Genomic DNA, 17,244 nt, shown 5'->3' on the forward strand with positions numbered 1-17,244 from the left:
AAAATATTTAAGCTGATACCTATGAAAAAGCATCTTATGAAAGCTTTAGGGGTTACTATCTTATGCTGGTGTTGTTGTTTACAGGTTGCTGCGCAGCAGGAACCATTATACTCGCAGTATATGTTCAATGGCATGATCATTAATCCGGCTTACCCTTCTATGGATGAATCTTCCAGTCTTACGGCGGTGGGCCGTAACCAGTGGGTGGGTGTGGAAGGCGCTCCTAAAACGGCCACGGCTTCATTTTATACTCCTATAAAGGCCACCAATACCAGTTTTGGCGTGTCGCTGATGAACGAAAAGATCACAGTGAATTCGCAAACGGCGGTGAACCTGAATATTTCCCAGCGGGTGAAGCTCAATGAGAAGATTTACCTGGCCCTGGGATTGAAGGGCGGCATGTCGCACTTCAGGGAAGACAACAGTTCCCTGACTACTACCGACCCGGTGTTTGCGCAAAACCAGAGTTACTGGAAAACGGATGTGGGCTTTGGTTTTATGTTGTTTACCGACCGGTTCTTTATTGGTTTGTCGTCGCCTACTTTCAAGAGTTTCGACCTCGGCAACAGTGTGAATAAAGTGGTAGTGGAGTCGCACTATTACCTGCAAACGGGTTACCTGATCAATATTAATGATGATGTGAAGCTGAAGCCGAATGTGTTGTTGCGGCAGGTGAAGGGCGCGGGTTTTCAATATGATCTGAATGCAAATATTCTCCTGAAGAACCTGATATGGCTGGGTGCATCGTGGCGTTCTGAAAAAACGATGACGGGGTTAGTGCAGGTACAGGCGACCAAGAATCTGCAGATAGGCTATTCATATGATACGCCTATGCAGTCGAATCTGAAAGGTGCGCAAACGGTGTCGCATGAAGTGATGATTAATTACCGCTTTTCCTGGTCGAAGTGGAAAGTGGTGGCGCCGCGTTATTTCTAATTTTAAAATCAAGAATGGTATGCGAAAATACAGTTTCTCTTCCCTCATACTTTTTCTGAGCATTGTTTCCCTGTTTGTTTCCTGCAGTTTTGTAAAAGACCGAGTGCAAATAGGCGGCTTGGGAAGTATGGCTAAGGTAAAGCGTGCGGAACGGCTTTACAAAAGACAAGAATATGAAAGGGCAATCTCGTTGTGTAATGATGTAATTAATAATGGCGCCAGCGAAGAAGTTTTGCGCCGCGCCAAGTTGCAGCTGGCGCGGGTGTACTTTGAAACCAGGCAGTTTGAGAAAACGATCAGTTTGTACGATGAGCTGTTGTACAAGCCGGAAAAAGATGTGCTGGTAACAGATGTAACCAATTACATTGATTTGCTGAAGCGCACCGGAAGAGTGGTGAAAGCCCAGGAGATCAGTGCAGTGTATGCGAATAACTATAAGAATAATGCACGCTTTACCAACCTGAAAGAATCGCTGGTGAATTATTATGGTTTCTTTAACCGTGATTCTATGGAGAATATACGGGTGGACAGTCTTCGCCTGAACTTGCCCGGGTACCAGTATGGACTGGCATTGTACCGTAATAACATTGTGTTTCTTTCCAATGATATCCGGAAAAACGAGCAGCAATCTTTTTATACTAATTCCAAATTATACCAGATTTCAGAAGATGGGGTAGAGCCTTTTAATAATAGCTTACGGGGTGTACTACAGGTAGGACCTGCTTCTTTCTTTGATAACGGGCAAAAGGTGATCTATACTTCCAACCGGTTTACCGATGTGAAGAACGACAAGAATTCTTATATTAACTATAACAATGGCACACAGCTGTTATCTGCTGTTTATCAGCCGGATCATGATGTGTGGAGTAAACCGCTGCCGGTGAAGCTGGGGAAGAACCTGGAAACTTATTCTTTCCTGCATCCATCAGTTGCACCTAATGGTAAACGTTTGTACTTTGCATCTGATATGCCTGGCGGTCAGGGTGGTACGGATATTTACTACACCGACTGGGACAAGGAAGCAAAACGGTGGAAAGCGCCGGTGAACCTGGGTCCGGAGGTAAATACCAATGGCAATGAGCTGTATCCTTTTGTGGTGGGTGATAAGTTGTTCTTTTCGTCGAATGGCCTTCGGGGATTTGGTGGACTGGACATCTTTGTGATAAATATTAAAAAACCGGAAGAAGGAACTGTACATTTGCCGTATCCTGTGAATACGCAGTTTGATGATCTGAATCCTGTACTGGACGAAAGCAAGCGGTTATTATATTTTACATCAGACCGTTCAGGAGCGCATGATAACGATCATATCTATGTGTTAAACCTGAAGAAAAATCCTTTGAAACAACTGGACCTGCCTTATCCCGGCAGGCAGGTAAAAGAAGACGAACGAGTGCCTTATACCATGAATCAGACGGATACCCGTCAACAGCTGACTTTAGTAGGAACCAAACAATACGACAACCTCCCCGTGCAACCGCTGGTGGTGGATAAAGTTGTACAGAAGCCCGTTCCCGCAGTAGCCGTTGCCGTTAGTCCCGGGCGAAAGATGGTGGATTACGCCAATGATGTAACAGACAGTTCTCCCGAAATTATTTCCTGGCAGCAGCCGGTCGGCGGTCCCAATGCCGCTACTAACGGTGTGGGGTACACGCTGGTAAGAGACAGTGCAGTGAAAGCGCTGGAGGCGTTGTGGAAAGTTCCCGGTGTGATTTACTACGATCTCAATTCTTTTGTACCGCAGGACCAGGAATGGCGTAAGCTGGATTCTATTTTCCGGATATGGAAGTCGAACCCGCACCGGATCATACTGGTGAACGGGCATACCGATATTATTGGTACAGAACGGTATAATCTGTCGCTGTCGAAGAACCGTGCTGTATACATCCAGGAGTGCCTGCTGAGCAGGGGTGTTACTCCTGATAAAATAAGGATCAATTATTTCGGGTCTACCCGCCCGGTATGGATTGCGGGGAGCCATCAACCGGAAGCCGACAGGGAGTATTTTATACAGCTGCAGGGCGTTAACAGAAGGTGCGAGATTAAGATTCAATAAACTATTTATCGGTTATTTTTTAGCGTATATCAAACTAATACAAATGAACAAATTTTCCTCACTAATGCTATTACTGGCGGTGGGCACACATGCCTTCGCACAGGAGATGCCTGTTGTGTTTAACAAGAGCTTCAGTGCTCCCAAAAACCAGTATAAGAAACTGGCTATTGCGGAGAACAATGCTATTGTTGCCATCGGGGGCGGAACAGATAATGGTTGCATTACCAAATTGTCTGCAACGGGTACTCTTATTTATAACGCCAAACTAAATAAAGGCGGACTGGTAGCATACCAGGACCTGATTTTACTGCCGAAGAATGAACTGGTGGCAGTAGGTGGCGGTACCATTGCTTATGGCAATGCCCGCATTACCAAATTATCTGCTACCGGCGAAGTAGTGTTTGACAAGAGCATCGGTAACGGTCAGGGTGGTTATTTTACCCGGATCATTACAGACCGTCATGGCAATTACATTACCGTTGGGGTGGATGGCAGCAAGCCTGCGCAGGCACGCATCACCAAGATGACGCCCGATGGTAAAGTAGCATTCGACAAGGGTTTTGGCACACACAATGTTTTTACCAATGTGCTGATAGATGAAGATGAAAACATTATTGCTGTAGGTGGCGACGTGGGTGATGGACAGGGAAAGGCTTACATGGTAAAAGTAGATGGAAAGGGAGAAAAACAATTTGAGCTTTCTTTTGGTAAGCCCGGCGCTACCTTTGAAAAGATGTTGCTGCTGGAAGACGGCGCCGTACTGGCTATGGGCGGTGGCGCTTATGGTACCGGCAACGCCAGCCGCATTGCTAAAGTAAATGCCGAGGGCCAGGTAGTATTTGATAAAGAATACAGCACCGCAGATGGTAAGTTCAATGCCATCAAAGTAAACGACCTGGGTCAGATCTTCGCCTGTGCAGAAGAAAAAGACCGTGGCCGCATTGTTAAGCTGCGTCCTGACGGCACTGAGTTATTCAATAAAGAAACAGATGCCGCTTTATACGCACTGGAAGTAGGTAAAAACGGAAAAGTGGTAGCAGCAGGCGGTAACGTGAGCAACAACACCGGTAAGATCGTGAAACTGCTTCCGGATGGTACTGTTTCCATTGATAAAAACCTGGGTTCTGTATTCCAGCACCTGTTACTCACCGAAGACGATGAGATCTGCGTGGTGGCAAAAGAGGGTTACCGTATGATTAAGCTGAGTCCTGATGGTGAAATGATGTTCGACAAGCAGCTGGGCAAGTATGATGCAAAAACCACACTGGCTTCTTTGCTGATGAGCCCTTCCGGCGAAATCCTGGCAGCAGGCGGTGGCGATGAAGATGGTAACCGGATCATTAAGATCAGTCATGGCGTATCTATTAACGATATCGCTGTTTCCGAGCCATTGAACGGTTTATCCAACGCTACGCTCACCATTACCTTATCCGGGTTTTTAAGAAGTAACGGTGTTCGTACACCCGTTAACGTTCATTACAAAACTATTCCGCATAAAGGTGGCGCAGGTTCATCCGACTTTGATGTGACCGAAGGAACAATTTCCTTTGTGCCTTCAGAGTTTGCGGCAGGAGCTATTATCTCCAAATCTATCCAGATTCCTGTAAAGAGTGACAACCTGCTGGAAGGTAAAGAAGCTTTCCATGTGGAAGTGCTGGATGCGTCGGAACTGTATCTTACCAGGTCAAAAGGAGAGGTAACGATACTTGATCAGCCGGCTATGGTAAAATTCATTGGCGGTAACAATGGTGCAGAGCCAGCTACTGATGTGGTGTTTTCTGCCGGTTTGTTTAAGAGAGATAATACTCCGCTGATCAATGCCACTTCCAAACCAGTTAGGTTAACTTACAAATTTGGGAATGGTACAGCGCTGCCGGGAGCCGACTTTGTGAGCAGCATCAAGGCGCCTTTTGTGATTGACAGCGGCGCTACTACTGCCAGTTTGAATGTAAAGATAAAGGACGATAACCGCTTTGAGCTGGCCGAAACCATTGTGCTGGTGTTAAGTGAAATTAAAGCGGAGAATGAAGCTGTTGTTGGTTATAACGGTGATGTAACTTCCATTTCCGCTTCCCAGTACATACAGGACCAACCCGCTTATATTACCCTGGTAAAACTGACCGATGCCAATGAATCTGCCACTGCACCGGTGAGTATGTTTAAATGTATCCTGGTAAAGGCTTCTGACCAGAGCGTACAAACCAATTGTACCGGTAGTGATATCAACATCTTCTTTGGTGTGGACTCTTCCAGTACGGCGGCTTATGGTAAGGACTATGTGATCATGAACGGCGACATGGTAAAAATTACCGGTGATTGCGCTTTCAGCGAAACCGATATACAGGTAGCGTTGGTAAACGACCGTGTAAAAGAGATAGATGCCCTGGTATCCGTGAAACTGCGTGATGCCACTGCTGCAGCCAATGCAGGGGCATTGAAAATTTCTCCTGAGCTAAAACTGAATAAGGCGGTAGCTGTTATCCATGATGATGATAACGATGAAGGCACCGTGCTTACAGCCAAATAATAACGGCTTGGATCAATAACCGATATACGCGCTTCAGGCACACCTGCATTCCCGCATAGTTAGCTATGCGGGAATTTTTTTAGAGAGATATTAAACTTAAAAGCAGCATCTTTTATATTAAAAGATAAAAGATGCTGCTTTTTTATGGATGGATAAATCCGCTTATCGGCCGTTATCGTACATAACGTTAGAGTAACATTATTTTTTTTAAAGAGTTGTGTCTTTTAATGGTTAACTTGGGAATAGCCTGGTATCTCCTTACCGGGCTTTTTTTATAGCGGTTTACGCATCACATAGTCGTCCATGATGTAGCCGCTGCCGATATCGGTTTTCTTTTCTTTATAAATGCTGAATCCCTGTTTTTCGTAGAACTGTTTTGCTTTGTTGAAGCGGTTTACGTCGAGTTCGAGGATGTTTGCCCCGCGTTCTTTTACCCGTTCGGCCACCTGTTCCAGGAGGAATTTGCCGATTCCTTTTCCCTGGTAATTTCCATCGAGATAGATCTTATGCAGTTTGAAGATGCCGGGTGTACCGGTGGTGCTGTAGGCGGCAAACCCGATGGGGTGGCTATCGTCCTGTAGAATGAGAAACTGATGTTGCAGCTCCGTGATCTGTTTGTTCAGGGAGGAGGTGCTGTACATCATGTCTATCATATATTCTATTTGTTCCGGTGTAAGAATAGGCTGATAGGTAGGTCTCCAAATCTTTTCTGTGAGGTCCTGTATAACAGGAATATCGTTTACGGTAGCTGTTTTGATGTGGTACATAAAGTTATAAGCTGTTATTTTCTCTCAGTATATTTTCTAGGGTTTCTTCCAGTTTATCCAGTGGAGTGTATCCCCGTGCGCAGAGATAAAGTTGTTTACCGGTATCGAGGATGGCAGCGGGGAACCCGGTGATGCCCCAGTTCTGGATCAGCTGGAATTCCTGTTGGGCTTCGTAGCGGTAATTTTCGTCGTGCAGGCGACTGATGAATTCATCTTCCGGCAGGCTGAATTTTTTGATCAGCGAGCGATAGGTGGTGTCGTTGTTCAGGCTCTGGCCATTATAGTTGAGGGCTACCTGCATATCGTGTGCGAAGGTGATGGCATTTTCCGGCTGGTATTGTTTAAATACCGTGAGGGCGATGCTGGGTTTTTCCGAATCCATCATTTCTTCCGAGGGAAGGAGTTTCTCCAGGAAGGCTGCGCCGAATTTCACGCCTGTTGCGTTTTCCACGTTGGTATGTTCGCGCTGGATATATGCCTTCATGGAGGAGAACGGATGGCGGTTATCACCGGTGATCATTCCACCGGAGAGGATATCGAATTCCATGTTCCCGTTGCTGCGTTCCTGCAGTTGCTGTACTACGGGGGTGAAGCCATAGCACCAGCCGCACAGCGGATCGTAAATATAAATGAATCTCATAACAGTCGGCTTTTAGAGCCTTTACAAAGGTAACTAAAAGCTGACTGCCAAAACAGGTGACCTCAGGTGTTCTCTTTTTCAAAAAAGTGTTCCTCATGCATTTTTTTGGAGAGTGCGCTATCCTTTCGTATAGCCTTGATGGATAGGCGTACTGCAAAGATGAGGGTGATCACTGAGGCTCCCATGAGGAAGATATTATTACCGAGAAAAAGGAAAAAATCGAATGTTCCGTGAAAGAAAACGGCGATCATGAGTGCTTTGAACAGGAGTGAACTGCTTTTATGCGGCACAAATTTAGCCATGCCGGCATAGTATCCCATTAGTACCGCAAAGACGCCGTGGGCGGGCACAGAAAGGAACATACGGGCGATCCCGGTACCTACGCCGAACCTGCTTACATACGCAATATTTTCAATGGTGGCGAAGCCCATCCCGATCATCACTGCGTATACGATGCCATCCAATGGTTCGTTGAATGCTTTTTTGGGATAGGCGAACAGCAGCAGTACCAGGAATTTGGCCAGTTCTTCAGAGATGCCGACCACGCCATAGGCGAATGCCGCGGTTCCGAGGAGGGTGCCATTATTTTCGCGGAGGCCCAGCTCCACTGCGAGGCCCTGTATTGCCAGTGGCAGGGCAACGCAGAGCATACCCAGCAGGAAACTTTTTACCAGGAGGCTGGTGGGTTCACGGTCGTATTTGTCTATCAGGTAAATAAAAAGACAGATGGCAAAACCCGGCGCCACCGCTAATGCCAATAGCATCATGGAAGGATATTTTTTTGTTGCTTACGTTGAAGCAGGTAATTATTCAGCATGTCAACAGTGTAACTGCTAAGATTGTTTGTTTTTGTGATGCCTCCTTTTTGTGCGGCGAGGGTACCGTACCTGATATCCTGGAATCCGTGAATGCTGTGGGCATCGGGATCTATGGAGATGAGCACTTTTTTTTCCAGGGCATAATGCAGCCAGGTCCAGTCGATATCCAGCCGGCGTGGATGTGCGTTGAGTTCTATTACCACGTTATGGGCGGCGCAGGCGTCGATGATGGCTTTATGATCCACAGGGTAACCGTTGCGGCTCAGGAGGAGGCGGCCGGTCATATGTCCGAGGATGGTAGTGTATGGATTTTCGATGGCTTTCAGCAACCGGGCCATTGCTTTTTCTTCTGTCATTTTGAGATTGGAATGCACAGAAGCAATTACAAGGTCAAATTTTGCCAGGATTTCATCGGGGTAATCTAATGATCCATCGTTGAGGATATCGGACTCTATGCTTTTAAAAATGCGGAAAGGCGCCAGTTTTTTATTCAGTTCATCAATCTCCGTGTGTTGTGCCAGGATCCTTTCTATATGGAGGCCGTTGGCATAAAAGGCGGAGCGGGAGTGATCGCTGATCACGAGGTATTCGAAGCCCTGTACTTTGGCGGCGATGGCCATTTCTTCCAGGGAAGATTCGCCGTCGCTCCAGTTGCTGTGGGAGTGGATGATGCCTTTGATATCGGATGCAACGATGGTTTCCGGCAGTTGATGGTTGCGGGCCAGTGTTAATTCGTTGATGCCTTCCCGTAGGAACGGCGGTATATAGTCCATTCCTGCCGCGCCGAAGATAGCTTCTTCGGAGGTGGCGTTGTGGAGGAAGGCAGCGCCGCCTGCGGCGTTGAACTTATCGATAAAGGCGGGGGAGCCGGTGGTAGTAAACAAGGTGGCTGCGAATTCGCCGGCGGTGCAGCTATGCGTGATTACTTTGAGTTTTTCGTTCAGCTGCCATACCAGGTTACCTGCGTTGGCGGTGGTGAGTGAAAAGCCGGGGAGGGCGGCGAGTTGTTGTTGCACCACATCTGCCGGTGCGGCGATGAGCAGTTCTATTTCATCGATGATGATGCTGTGGCGGCGGAAGGCGCCGGTGAGTGAAACCGCTGCAGGGGCCAGGAGCTGTTGCAGTTGTTTTTCCAGTTCGTGCCCGGTGGCGGCTACTTCCGCGAAGAGGAAGCGGTGGCGGTTGGAGAGATAGAATTCGATGTTCTGCCGAACGCTTTCCTGTGTTTTGGCGCCGAAGCCTTTGAGGAGCATCAGGCGGTTTTCGTTACAGGCATAGAGGAGTTCGCCCATAGATTCTATTTCCAGTTCTTTCCAGATGGTGGCTATTTTTTTGGGTCCCAGTCCTTTGATCTTCATGATTTCGAGGATCCCGGCGGGGGTAATTTCTATATAATGATTGAGAAGGGAGCATTGTTGGGTATCCAGCATTTCGAGGATATTTTTCCCGGTAGATTCCCCGATGCCTTTGATCCGGAATATTTCATCGCGGGGGGTATCTTTCAGGGGGGTGGGCAGCTTTTCTATGGTGAATGCTGCGCTGGCGAAGGATTTGGCTTTGAAGCTGTTTTCTCCGTGGATGTCCATTAGTTTGGACAGGAGGGAGAAGTTATCTGATATTGAATAATTATCCATGCCGTAAAAATACGGAGTTACGTGGAAATTGCGGAGGGGGAATGTGTTGGGAGATGGGTATAAAAAAAGATCCCGGCATAGATGCCAGGATCCTTATAACTACATTTTGTAATTCCGATCTTAATTAGCCGGAGCTGGAGGAACTGTTGGTGCAGCAGCAGGTGCTTTTTTAGGAGCAGCTTTCTTCTTAGCAACAGCTTTCTTAGCAGGAGCGGCTTTCTTAGCAGCAGCTTTCTTTTTAGGAGCGGCTTTCTTAGCAGCAGCTTTTTTAGGAGCGGCTTTCTTAGCAGCAGCTTTCTTTTTAGGAGCAGCTTTCTTAGCAGCAGCTTTTTTAGGAGCGGCTTTCTTAGCAGCAGCTTTCTTTTTAGGAGCAGCTTTCTTAGCAGCAGCTTTTTTAGGAGCGGCTTTCTTAGCAGCAGCTTTCTTTTTAGGAGCAGCTTTCTTAGCGGCGGCTTTTTTAGGAGCAGCTTTCTTAGCAGCGGCTTTCTTAGGAGCAGCTTTCTTTTTAGGTGCAGCTTTCTTAGCAGCCGCTTTTTTAATTGTTGCCATTGTTTTTTGAATTTGGGTTAGTAAAAAAATTGGGTATTAAAAAAAACTTTATGGCTAACACTGATTAGGCTTCCGCCTGAGCAGTGGTATCAAATGCTTTAACAGAAACGTAAGTCTTGTTTTCGCGACCTTTTCTGAATTCCACTACACCGTCTGCTACTGCGAAAATGGTAAAATCTTTACCAACGCCTACGTTTTGACCGGGATGATAAACCGTACCTCTCTGACGAACAATAATGTTGCCGGAGATAGCTGGCTGACCACCGAAGATTTTTACTCCCAGCCTTTTGCTGTGGGAGTCACGGCCGTTTTTTACACTACCTTCACCTTTTTTATGTGCCATTGTATGATTACTTTAAACTTGTCTAATAAATAAATTTAGCTTAACGGGATTAAGCTATTTCATTGATTTTGATTCTTGTAAAGTGGGTACGGTGTCCAACTTTCTTTCTGAAGCCTTTTCTTCTCTTCATCTTGAAAGCGATGACCTTGTCACCCTGAACATGAGCCAGAATCTCTGCTTTTACTACTGATTTTACATCAGTGCCTACGGACAGCGCACCAGCATTATCTGTTAACAGTACATCGGAAAACTCCACCTTGTCTCCAATATTTCCTTGTAACTGCTGTACAAAAATTTCCTGGTCTTTTTGTACTTTAAATTGCTGACCTGCGATTTTTACAACTGCAAACATAATTATCCAAAATATAATTTCCGCAAAAGTAACCTTTTGTTTTCTAATAGACAAAGTTTTTCGGTCTTTTTTAAATCACCATGTATAAACACATATGAAGGACCGCTTAAAGCTTAATCTTTTCAAAGATACATACTTTCTTGAATTTTAAATTATTTTAACAAATAATGATTTCCGGCGCCGGGTCGCCATATGCACATTTTTATGCTATTTCCGGATCATTTAAAAACAGCTATCTTGCTGTACAAACCAACGCAATTTTGTATACTTTTGTCGTTTACACGAATAAAAACAGATAGGATGAGGACATTTATTTACCTGCTTATTTAATTACCAGGGAGGGATATTTCTTCCGGAAATCCCTAAAAATCAGTGCAATTAAATCTCCGGATAAATAAATATCCTCAGCTTTAGTCTCTCAATTATAAAACAACAGGCATGAAGTTTAAATCACTGCTGGCCAAACCATTTGCTTCTATTGTACATAATAAAATAAAGAAGGAAATGTTAAGGGCGGTAGAAGATCAGGATACTATCCTGCAGGAGCTCTTGAAGACAGGCAGAAAGACGGAATTTGGAACAGATCACAAGTTTAGCGGGGTACAGACCCACGAAGAGTTTAAACAGGCTGTGCCTTTGCGGGATTATGAGCAGTTTAAGCCTTATATTGAAAAAATCAAGGAAGGCAAGCAAAATGTACTGTGGAAAGGGCAGCCGATTTACCTGGCTAAGACCTCCGGAACGACCAGTGGCGTTAAATATATTCCCATCTCCAAAGAATCTGTTAATAATCATATAGATACAGCGCGTAATGCATTGCTGAACTATATGGGAGAAACGGGCAATACGGCTTTTGCGGATGGCAAAATGATCTTTTTATCAGGGTCGCCGGAGCTGGAAAGGGTGGGCGGCATTCCTACAGGCCGGCTGAGTGGTATTGTAAACCATCATATTCCCCGGTACCTGCGTACCAACCAGCTGCCATCGTACGAAACCAACTGTATTGACGACTGGGAAACGAAGCTGGACAAGATTGTGGAAGAAACCATCAACCAGGACATGACGCTGATCAGCGGCATACCACCCTGGGTACAGATGTATTTCGACCGCCTGATGGAGCGCAGTAATGGTAAAAAGATCAAAGAAATATTTAAGAATTTTGATGTGATGGTATACGGCGGGGTGAATTTTGAGCCTTACCGTTCCAGGCTGATGGCCTCTATAGGCTCACCGATCCATACGGTGGAAACGTTTCCTGCCTCTGAAGGCTTTTTTGCCTTCCAGGATTCGCAGGAGCGCGAAGGGTTGCTGCTGAACACCAATTCAGGGATCTTTTATGAGTTTATACCGGCGCAGGAAATTTTTAATGAGAACCCTACACGGTTGTCGCTCAAAGATGTGCAAACCGGTGTAAATTACGCGATGGTGATCAACAACAACGCCGGATTATGGGGGTATAACCTCGGTGACACGGTGAAGTTTGTTTCCACTAATCCGTACCGTTTGCTGGTAACCGGCCGTATCAAGCATTTTATTTCTGCGTTTGGGGAGCATGTGATTGGTGAAGAAGTGGAACACAGCCTGATGAAGGCGGCAGCAGAGGAAAATGTGCAGATTACAGAGTTTACAGTAGCCCCGATGGTACAAACCAATGGTGAACTACCTTATCACGAGTGGTTTGTAGAGTTTGAGAATATGCCGGCCAACATGGAGGCATTTTCCAGAAAGGTAGATGAAAACATGCGTCAGAAGAATATTTATTATGATGATCTGCTGACCGGAAATATTTTGCAACCCCTGAAGATAAGGACTGTACGTAAGCAGGGCTTTATCGATTATATGAAAGCTATTGGAAAACTGGGAGGTCAGAACAAAGTGCCTCGTTTGAGTAACGACAGGAAGCTGGCGGATGAACTGGCAGCGTATTTACAAAAATAACCGGCGATTCAGGGCGGAACGGCTGTCAGGCTATTTTACCGGCAGCTGATTCTTCATTTTTTGTTAACTGTAAAAAGTAAATCACCGTAATGAATAAACGAAAGATTGCCATTTTCGGATCAACAGGATCTATTGGCATACAGGCACTGGAGGTGATCGCTGCGCATCCCGACAGATTTAGTGTAGAAGTATTGACTGCACAGCAAAATGCTGACCTGCTGATTGAGCAGGCGCTGAAATTCAAGCCCAATGCGGTAGTGATAGGCAGCGAAGCAAAGTACAAACAGGTAAAAGACGTATTATTTGATAAAGGCATCAAAGTATTTGCCGGTCCGAAAGCGATGGTGGAAGTGGCTGCCTGGAGTTCGATCGACATGGTACTGGCGGCCATTATGGGTTTTGCTGGTCTGGCGCCTACCTTATCTGCTATTGAACAGGGCACCCCGGTGGCATTGGCCAACAAGGAAACACTGGTAGTAGCCGGTGATATTGTAATGGCAACCGCCCGCAGGAAGAATGTACCCATTATACCGGTGGATTCTGAACATTCCGCCATCTTCCAGTGCTTGCTGGGAGAGCCTTTCAGCAAAGTGGAAAAAGTGATCCTGACCGCCTCCGGCGGACCATTCCTCGGTAAAAAACCAAACTTCCTTATCAATGTAAAGAAAGACCATGCGCTGCAACATCCTAACTGGAGCATGGGCGCTAAAATAACCATTGATTCCGCCACCCTGATGAATAAAGGGCTGGAGATGATTGAAGCGCGCTGGCTGTTTGGCCTGGCGCCGGAGAATATTGAAGTGGTGATACATGCACAATCTATCATTCACTCGATGGTGCAGTTTGTGGATGGTTCCCTGAAAGCACAGATGGGGTTACCGGACATGAAACTGCCTATCCAGTATGCGTTGGGGTACCCCGACAGGCTGGCCAATGATTTCTCCCGTTTCTCTTTCCGGAATTATCCCACGCTTACTTTTGAGCAGCCGGATACCAAAACCTTCCGTAACCTGGCCATTGCCACTGAGGCGATGCACAGAGGCGGAAATGCTGCATGCGTAATGAATGCCGCTAATGAAGAAGTGGTGAATGCCTTCCTGAAAAACAGGATAGGTTTCCTGCAGATGACGGAAGTAATTGAGGAAACGCTGGGTAAAGTACCGTTTATTGAAACCCCCACCCTGCACGATTATTATGAATGCGATAATGCCGCACGTGAACACGCTGCATCCCTTATCAATTCTATCGTTATATAAATTGCCAGTAAAAATTAACAAAGAGTTTTGCCGGAATATGTATTAAAACTGATATATTAGGCAGATTAAAGCAGAAACAATTAAATGACTACAGAGGTAATATTGGTGAAAGCCGGACAGTTGTTACTGTCACTTTCTATTTTGGTAGTGTTGCATGAGTTAGGCCATTTTATCCCGGCCAAGTTGTTCAAAACCAGGGTGGAAAAATTCTATTTGTTCTTTGATCCGTGGTTCTCTCTCTTCAAAATAAAGAAGGGTGAAACAGAGTATGGCATCGGCTGGCTGCCGTTGGGAGGATATGTAAAGATATCCGGAATGATAGATGAGAGTATGGATAAAGAACAGTTGGCAAAGCCCCCGCAGCCGTGGGAGTTCCGTGCCAAACCAGCGTGGCAGCGTTTGATCATTATGATCGGCGGCGTAACCGTAAATATTGTTCTTGCGTTCTTTATTTATGCAATGATCTTATGGCACTGGGGGGAAACCTACCTGCCTACTTCTGCCGCAAAATATGGTGTGGTAACAGATTCCCTGGCCCGCAGCATTGGTATGAAAGACGGTGATAAGATCGTTACCATTGATCACCATCATGTGGAAGCCTTTGAGGCAATCCCAGGAGACGTAATCCTGTCGGAAGCCAAAAGCATCCAGGTAGAACGCGATGGCAAAACCCTTGATCTTCCTATTCCGGCTGGCTTTACCAGGCAGCTGCTGAAGCAGAAAGCGCCTTTTGCCATGCCCCGGTTCCCCTATATTGCCGATAGCACCCTTCCGGGATCTGCTGCTGCCAGGGTAGGCGTGAAGAGCGGCGACCGGCTTATTGCTATCAATGGCGCGGCGTATCCGTACTATCAGGAGTTTGCAACCGAGATCAGGAAGCACAAGAATGAAAATGTAATAGTGACCCTGGTTCGCGGCAACGATACGCTGAACCTGGCCGCAAAACTGAGCGACAAAGGCACCTTTGGTGTATATCCAAGAGATCCTTTTGAGTATAAAGTAAAGAAGTATACTTTCCTCGAATCTTTCCCGGCCGGTTTTCACAAGAGCATCGACAAACTTGTAAAATATGTGCAGCAGCTTCGCCTGATCTTTGTTTCCAAAGAAGTAAAGGTGAGCGAGTCGCTGGGTGGATTTATGTCCATCGCCAAACTGTTCCCTGATGCGTGGGACTGGCAGATGTTCTGGGAGATGACTGCATTCCTGTCTATTATACTGGCTTTCATGAATATCCTGCCTATTCCGGCGCTGGATGGCGGCCACGTGCTTTTCCTGCTGTACGAGATCGTTACAGGCCGCAAGCCAAGTGAGAAGTTCCTGGAGTACGCGCAAATTGTGGGTATGCTGATCCTGTTTAGTTTGCTGTTGTTTGCAAACGGACTGGATGTGTGGAGAAACCTGCTGAGCGGATTATTTTAAAATATTACTGGCATTTGATCGGGATGAATGATCAAATGCCAGTTTTTTATAGTATCTTTGTAAACTGTTTTACAGGGGGATGCCTGGTTTTGACAGCATAGATCTTTGAGAGTGTAAGCATGCCGTGCGTTGGATAATTAGCACGATAATCTGAATATTCAAACTCTAATTGGCGAATCTAACTACGCCATGGCTGCCTAATTATAAATTAGACACCCATTATAGCCGCTTGAAGTTGTTGCCTTATGCGACTTCCGCCGCCGAATCATAAACCCATAGGGATAGGTATTCATGGTTTCTGTGAGTGAATACTGAAGCTACAACGGATAAGGAGATGGTTGGTTTGTTACGCCCCTGCCAGATCCCGACAAAACAATGCGTAAATAAGCATGTAGAAAGCTTTCGGCGAATATGTTTGGACGCGGGTTCGATTCCCGCCATCTCCACTTTTTTAAAACTGGTAGTACCAGGAAGTAGCAAAAAAATTAAAGGCAGTTCGTCATGAGCTGCCTTTTTAGTGTTCACATTTTGTGATGAAAACCAATCAATTGCCCATTCAGTCTTATGCTCTGAATTTCGTAAATACCAATAATCTCTTAAAGAATCTGCGATAGGAAATATTTAACAAGGCCTATGTATACTTGGGAGTTTGCGAAAATCGAACACTGTAATGTGGAATGAAAGAGCTTTTGTTCGATTGCCTGGTCTAAGATGACTTCAGACAGTTTTCGGAAATATGCAATAATGTCTTTGCATTGCTTTGCAGAATTAATCTTCAGTTTGTTTACCAATGTTCTAAACTGTTCTTTATCTGAGGGACTCATCGAGGAGTTTTTCTTCAAGTTTATCCAAATGTGATGATAGATCAGCAGATAAGTTTTGCTCAACCTAATTACACTTCAGAGGGACTGAAAAACCATTTATATCAATTCGATTACTACCACAAGTATACCATAGGGGAATAGATATTGAATGTTTCTTGACATCATGGCTAATTCCTCCACCTCTCTCGATAGCTTTGACCGTGTAGAAATACACCTCTCTCCCTGAAAAAGTACTGTTGGTGATGATTTTTTTTGCCCGGTATCTTGTGAAAGAGAATAATTTTCGTGTTCAGGGGGAGAAGATATTTGAAAACTGACTTCCTGCCCCTGCCATTTTTAAAAGCATTGGTCCTGGCTTTTATGTTAAAAGCCTGATAGCTTTAAACAGCAATGCACGGAGCAATCATTAGGAATGGTCATACATTCTTAATAATTAGATAACATTTAGCAAAATAGTATGGTATTCCCCTGAAAACCTGTGGACTATTCCCATTCGTGTTTACTTTTCGCAGCTGGCGATACCGTTAACCATTTCATTAACGTTTGTCTATCATTACTAGTCCATCCGTTTTAATACCTTTGTTCGAGTTATTTAGCAACCTATGAGTAATGTATCACAGCGGGTATACAACACCGATGAAGAAAAGCGGTTTGACCTGCTTTTTCGAAATACGTATTCCCGTGTATTGGCTTATCTTGCTAAAGTAAGCGGACAGTTGGAGGTGGCGGAAGATATTGCGCAGAATATTTACCTGCAATTATGGGAGAAGAAGACGGCTTTGCCGTTGACAGAAAAAGAAACACTGTATTACCTGTTCACTATTGCCCGGCATCATTTTTATCAACACACCCAGAAACTATTAAAGGAGCAACAGGAAAAGATGTCGTTTACAGTAGTTAATGATAAAAAAGAACTATTGCCGGTGGAACCCAACTCTACTTTTGGTGAAAAAGAGATGATGGTAGCTGCGACCCTTGCCGGTATAGAACCAGTTAAAACAAAATATTTCCTGCTCAACAAAGAGAAAGGGCTTAGCTACCGCAAGATTGCGGAGCAAGAGGGCGTATCGGCTAAAACTGTGATGCGGCATGTTAATAGTGTCTCCAAAATACTTAGGTCTAAACTGACCAGCCTCTTTTTCTCTCTCTTTTGAAATATTGTCTTCTCAGATTTTTTGGTAACAA

General features: G+C 45.4%; 14 protein-coding genes and 1 other RNA gene. 8 read left to right on the forward strand and 7 right to left on the reverse strand.

What is annotated here, in order from left to right; genetic code table 11:
- Window positions 1-21 precede the first annotated feature (21 nt).
- The 3 genes from ACMXI2_RS03640 to ACMXI2_RS03650 are packed head-to-tail and all read left to right on the forward strand — an operon-like array spanning window position 22 to window position 5,519.
- On the forward strand, window positions 22-936 hold the full coding sequence (locus ACMXI2_RS03640; RefSeq protein WP_370909805.1) for a PorP/SprF family type IX secretion system membrane protein: 915 nt from the start codon (window positions 22-24) through the stop codon (window positions 934-936).
- 19 nt (window positions 937-955) lie between these two features.
- Window positions 956-2,992, forward strand: a complete 2,037-nt coding sequence (locus ACMXI2_RS03645; RefSeq protein WP_483780354.1) for an OmpA family protein — start codon at window positions 956-958, stop codon at window positions 2,990-2,992.
- A gap of 43 nt (window positions 2,993-3,035) precedes the next feature.
- On the forward strand, window positions 3,036-5,519 hold the full coding sequence (locus tag ACMXI2_RS03650) for a Calx-beta domain-containing protein (RefSeq protein WP_483780355.1): 2,484 nt from the start codon (window positions 3,036-3,038) through the stop codon (window positions 5,517-5,519).
- A gap of 272 nt (window positions 5,520-5,791) precedes the next feature.
- Here the strand turns inward: ACMXI2_RS03650 and ACMXI2_RS03655 are convergent, their stop codons facing one another.
- From ACMXI2_RS03655 to rplU, 7 genes are all read right to left on the reverse strand, one after another.
- Window positions 5,792-6,286, reverse strand: coding sequence for a GNAT family N-acetyltransferase (locus tag ACMXI2_RS03655; protein WP_483780356.1), 495 nt, complete (start codon window positions 6,284-6,286; stop codon window positions 5,792-5,794).
- Window positions 6,287-6,290: 4 nt separating this feature from the next.
- Window positions 6,291-6,926 carry a DsbA family protein gene (locus ACMXI2_RS03660; RefSeq protein WP_483780357.1) on the reverse strand — a complete coding sequence of 212 codons (636 nt, stop codon included), beginning with the start codon at window positions 6,924-6,926 and terminating at the stop codon, window positions 6,291-6,293.
- A gap of 62 nt (window positions 6,927-6,988) precedes the next feature.
- Window positions 6,989-7,693: a PrsW family intramembrane metalloprotease gene (locus tag ACMXI2_RS03665; RefSeq protein ID WP_483780358.1), complete on the reverse strand. Its 705-nt coding sequence runs from the start codon at window positions 7,691-7,693 to the stop codon at window positions 6,989-6,991.
- The gene (locus ACMXI2_RS03670) at window positions 7,690-9,378 is read right to left on the reverse strand and encodes a helix-hairpin-helix domain-containing protein (protein ID WP_483780359.1); all 1,689 of its coding nucleotides are present in this window, start codon (window positions 9,376-9,378) and stop codon (window positions 7,690-7,692) included. Before ACMXI2_RS03670 ends, ACMXI2_RS03665 begins: the two co-directional genes overlap by 4 nt.
- A 120-nt stretch (window positions 9,379-9,498) precedes the next feature.
- On the reverse strand, window positions 9,499-9,927 hold the full coding sequence (locus ACMXI2_RS03675; protein WP_483780360.1) for a hypothetical protein: 429 nt from the start codon (window positions 9,925-9,927) through the stop codon (window positions 9,499-9,501).
- Window positions 9,928-9,991: 64 nt separating this feature from the next.
- Window positions 9,992-10,270, reverse strand: coding sequence for a 50S ribosomal protein L27 (gene rpmA, locus ACMXI2_RS03680; protein ID WP_079468897.1), 279 nt, complete (start codon window positions 10,268-10,270; stop codon window positions 9,992-9,994).
- Window positions 10,271-10,319: 49 nt separating this feature from the next.
- Complete coding sequence (rplU, locus tag ACMXI2_RS03685; RefSeq protein ID WP_079470010.1) at window positions 10,320-10,622, reverse strand: 50S ribosomal protein L21; 303 nt, start codon at window positions 10,620-10,622, stop codon at window positions 10,320-10,322.
- Between the two features lie 438 nt (window positions 10,623-11,060).
- On the opposite strand from rplU, the gene ACMXI2_RS03690 reads away from it, so the two are divergent.
- The 5 genes from ACMXI2_RS03690 (at window position 11,061) to ACMXI2_RS03710 (ending at window position 17,213) form a co-directional block, all read left to right on the forward strand.
- Window positions 11,061-12,560 (forward strand): GH3 auxin-responsive promoter family protein, encoded by a 1,500-nt coding sequence (locus ACMXI2_RS03690; protein ID WP_483780362.1) that lies wholly within the window; start codon window positions 11,061-11,063, stop codon window positions 12,558-12,560.
- An 89-nt stretch (window positions 12,561-12,649) separates the two neighbouring features.
- Window positions 12,650-13,816, forward strand: a complete 1,167-nt coding sequence (locus tag ACMXI2_RS03695; RefSeq protein WP_483780363.1) for a 1-deoxy-D-xylulose-5-phosphate reductoisomerase — start codon at window positions 12,650-12,652, stop codon at window positions 13,814-13,816.
- An 84-nt stretch (window positions 13,817-13,900) separates the two neighbouring features.
- Window positions 13,901-15,235: an RIP metalloprotease RseP gene (rseP, locus tag ACMXI2_RS03700; RefSeq protein ID WP_483780364.1), complete on the forward strand. Its 1,335-nt coding sequence runs from the start codon at window positions 13,901-13,903 to the stop codon at window positions 15,233-15,235.
- Between the two features lie 75 nt (window positions 15,236-15,310).
- Window positions 15,311-15,684: a transfer-messenger RNA gene (gene ssrA, locus ACMXI2_RS03705) on the forward strand.
- A 977-nt stretch (window positions 15,685-16,661) separates the two neighbouring features.
- Window positions 16,662-17,213: a sigma factor gene (locus ACMXI2_RS03710; RefSeq protein WP_483780365.1), complete on the forward strand. Its 552-nt coding sequence runs from the start codon at window positions 16,662-16,664 to the stop codon at window positions 17,211-17,213.
- Window positions 17,214-17,244 lie beyond the last annotated feature (31 nt).

Source organism: Chitinophaga sp. G7 BAM 1005 (assembly GCF_057126945.1).